The following is a 3,080-nucleotide window of genomic DNA, read 5'->3' on the forward strand; positions in this document are numbered from 1 at the left end:
CTTGCAGACGGCGCAGAATATCTTCACCCGCGCCGACAAGGTGCTGACCGAGCTCGAAGGCTTCACCAAGGACGTTCGCGGGCCGCTGACGCAGACCGTCCAGAACGTCCAGACCTTCTCCGATGCGCTGGCCAAGAATTCGGACGGCATCGACAAGTTCCTGTCCGCCGCCAGCACGCTGGCCGATGAGCTGAAAGGCGTTTCCGGCAAACTCGACGGCACGCTGAAGGCGGCCGAAGGCCTTCTCAACGCGGTCGACAAGGACAAGATCAAGAGCATCGTCGCCAATGTCGACGCAGTAACCGGTAACCTCAAGCAGACGTCGAAGCAGCTCGACGGCGTGATCAAGAACGTCGATACAGCCGTGGGGTCGGTCAACGACTTCGCCAAACGGACGCAAGGCACGCTGGCCAAGGTCGACAACGTGCTCGACGGTATCGATCCCGCACAAGTGCGCTCGGCGCTCGCCAACATCCAAAAGGCCAGCGAGAGCGCCGACAAGGCCGCCGCCGACATCGCGGAGGTGACCCACAAGTTCGCCAACCGGGCCGACGACATCGACCAGACGATCAAGGACGCAAAGCAGCTCGCGCAACGGCTCAACGATGCCTCGGTGCGGGTCGATGGCATTCTAGCCAAGGTCGATACCTTGCTCGGGTCGGGGCAGGCCGACGGCGTGATGGCGGATGCGAGGGCGACGCTGAAGTCGTTCAAGCAGGTTGCCGACACGCTGAATGCCCGCCTTGGCGTCATCACCGACAATCTGGCGCGATTCTCGGGCCAGGGGCTTTCGAACGTCGAAGCGCTGGTGCAGGACAGCCGCCGTTCGATCAGCCGCATCGAGGAGGCGGTAACCGATCTCAGCCGCAATCCGCAGCGCATCCTGTCGGGTGGCGACGGCGAGGTTCGGCAATTCGATGGCAGGGCGCGGCGTTGACTTCGGCGTCGGCGCGCCCCAGAAACATGAGCCGCGAAAGCGGGTCGATCTTACGATCCGGGGACAACGGGGATCGCGCGTGAAGTCTGTGTGGGTGAAAACGGGCGGGTTGACATCGGCTGCGGCACTGCTTGCTTTGACGCTGGCCGGCTGTGCGGCGTTGGGCGGCAAGCCCGCGCCGCTCGATACGTTCGAGCTGTCGGCGCCGTCGGTCGACGCGCATGGCCACAGCCGCCGCCAGATCCTGATCGCGCAGCCGTCGGCGCTCAAGGCGCTGGACAGCCAGAACATCGTCATCAAACCGTCGGATCGTTCGATCCAGTATCTCAAGGGCGCGCAATGGGCCGACCGGCTGCCGCTGATCGTGCAGGCGCGGCTGGCCGAGACCTTCCAGCGCTCGGGCAGCTTTGCCGGCGTCGGCAAGCCGGGCGAGGGCCTGGCGATCGACTATCAGGTGATCGTCGAGATCCGCTCATTCGAGGTTCGGGTCGACGGCGGCGAACATGCCGAGGTCGATCTGTTCGTGCGGATCCTGAACGATCGCAACGGCGAGGTCCGTGCTTCCAAGAGCTTCACCGCAGCCGCACCCGTCTCGGGCAGCGGCAATCCTGCTTATGTCAGCGCACTCGACAAGGCGTTCGGCGACGCCGCCGGGCAGATCGTGCGCTGGACGGATTCGGTGATCTGAGCGCGACGCGCGCCGGAATCCCACCAGGCTTCATCCCACCAGGCTTCTCTACCTACAAGTGGTCGAAGATCTCCGGCCGGAGCTTTCCGGTCTTCATCAGGTGCTGCAGGGTGTAGGTCACGGACAGCGCGTCATCGAGCGCATCGTGCCCCTGCAATGGCGGGTGCTTGACGCCGTAGTAATCCGCAAGCTTGTTGCTCGGCGTTCTCGCCAGATCCTCGATCGGCATTCCGGCTGCGATCAGCAGCTTGACGGCGTTGTCAAACCGGGTGGCCGGGATCGAAGGCTGAATGCCCCCGACATAGCAGCTGATGGCGATCATGTTCAATTCGTCCTTGCCCCAGGACCAGAATCGCGCCCCTTCGGAAAAACGATCGATGTCGGCGAGGGCATCCCCTAGTGCCACCCCTTTTGTCTCCAAATCTTCCTCGGTGATGCCGGTCAGTTTGGTGAAGAATGGGTCCAAGGCGTATCTCTGACCAAACCGGTCGACCGGTCTGATATAGGCCTTGTGTGTTCCGAGCAGGGGGAAGTCGCCTTCAAGTCCAAGCCTGACGGCGCCGATCTGTGCGATCACCGGGTCGGGATCGTGGGCCGCGCACCAGAATCTGCGTTGCGAGCCCTCCAGGCAAAGAAACTCGCAGTCGAAAATGATTGCCGTCTTCACGATCACACCCTGCGAGCGTTAGGGCAGCGGTACTGTGGATGAATTATGGCGCCGTCGGGAGATCGACTTAGGGCGGATTCCGAAGGCATCGATAGTCTTGCAAGACCTGTTGCGGGCAGGTTCAACGCGTACCGGACGTTAGAGCAGGCACAGGCGGGACCATGGCCCGCCTGTTCAATTCCTGTCTTAGTGCAGGCGGCCGCTCGCATGCGCCAGCATGGTGTAGACCTTGCCGGTGTCCGACGTCAGGTAGGTCTGCGCCATGATGTTGTCGCGGTCGTTGCGCGAGACATCCTTGAGCAGCTTCTCGAAATCGTCGCAGTAGCGGTCGACGGCGGCGCGGAACTCGGCCTCGGCCTGATACTTGCGACGGATCTCGTCGAACGTCTGCTGACCCTTCAGCGTGTAGAGCCGCCTTGTGAACACGTCACGCTCGCCGCGCCGGTAACGGTTCCACAGCTCGATCGAAGCATCGTGGTCGATGGCCCGCGCGATATCGACGGAGAGCGAGTTCAGCGATTCGACGACATGCAGGGGCGAGCGCTGGGCAGGCGTAGCGCGGGGCGCTTCCGCAGCCGCTGGGGGAGCTGCCGACCTGAGGTCCTCCTCGTTCGATGCCGCGGTCAGCAGATCGCGCACCCAGCCGCCCTGCGGCGTGCGGGCGTTGGCATCGCCGCGCGGACGCGGTGCCGCCTCGGTCGGACGGTCAAGGTCGAGCGTGCCGCGCAATGCAGGGCCGCCCAAGGGCGCCTGAGGCGTGCGCAGGTCCGGCTGCGGTGCCGGTACTC

At 63.9% G+C, this 3,080-nt stretch carries 4 protein-coding genes; 2 read left to right on the plus strand and 2 right to left on the minus strand.

Going from position 1 to position 3,080, the window contains the following annotated elements; all coding sequences use genetic code 11:
- The coding region (locus tag EN914_RS29835; RefSeq protein ID WP_164779009.1) for an MCE family protein at positions 1-937 on the plus strand (937 nt) is incomplete at its 5' end.
- Between the two features lie 79 nt (positions 938-1,016).
- Positions 1,017-1,625, plus strand: coding sequence for an ABC-type transport auxiliary lipoprotein family protein (locus EN914_RS29840; RefSeq protein ID WP_407067818.1), 609 nt, complete (start codon positions 1,017-1,019; stop codon positions 1,623-1,625).
- 52 nt (positions 1,626-1,677) lie between these two features.
- Here EN914_RS29840 and EN914_RS29845 read toward each other — a convergent pair whose 3' ends face one another.
- On the minus strand, positions 1,678-2,292 hold the full coding sequence (locus EN914_RS29845) for a 3'-5' exonuclease (RefSeq protein ID WP_024503544.1): 615 nt from the start codon (positions 2,290-2,292) through the stop codon (positions 1,678-1,680).
- A 186-nt stretch (positions 2,293-2,478) separates the two neighbouring features.
- A partial coding sequence (locus tag EN914_RS29850; RefSeq protein WP_164779010.1) for a hypothetical protein occupies positions 2,479-3,080 on the minus strand: 602 nt, incomplete at its 5' end.

This window comes from Mesorhizobium sp. M7A.F.Ca.CA.001.08.2.1, from assembly GCF_003998455.1.
Classification (GTDB): domain Bacteria; phylum Pseudomonadota; class Alphaproteobacteria; order Rhizobiales; family Rhizobiaceae; genus Mesorhizobium; species Mesorhizobium ciceri.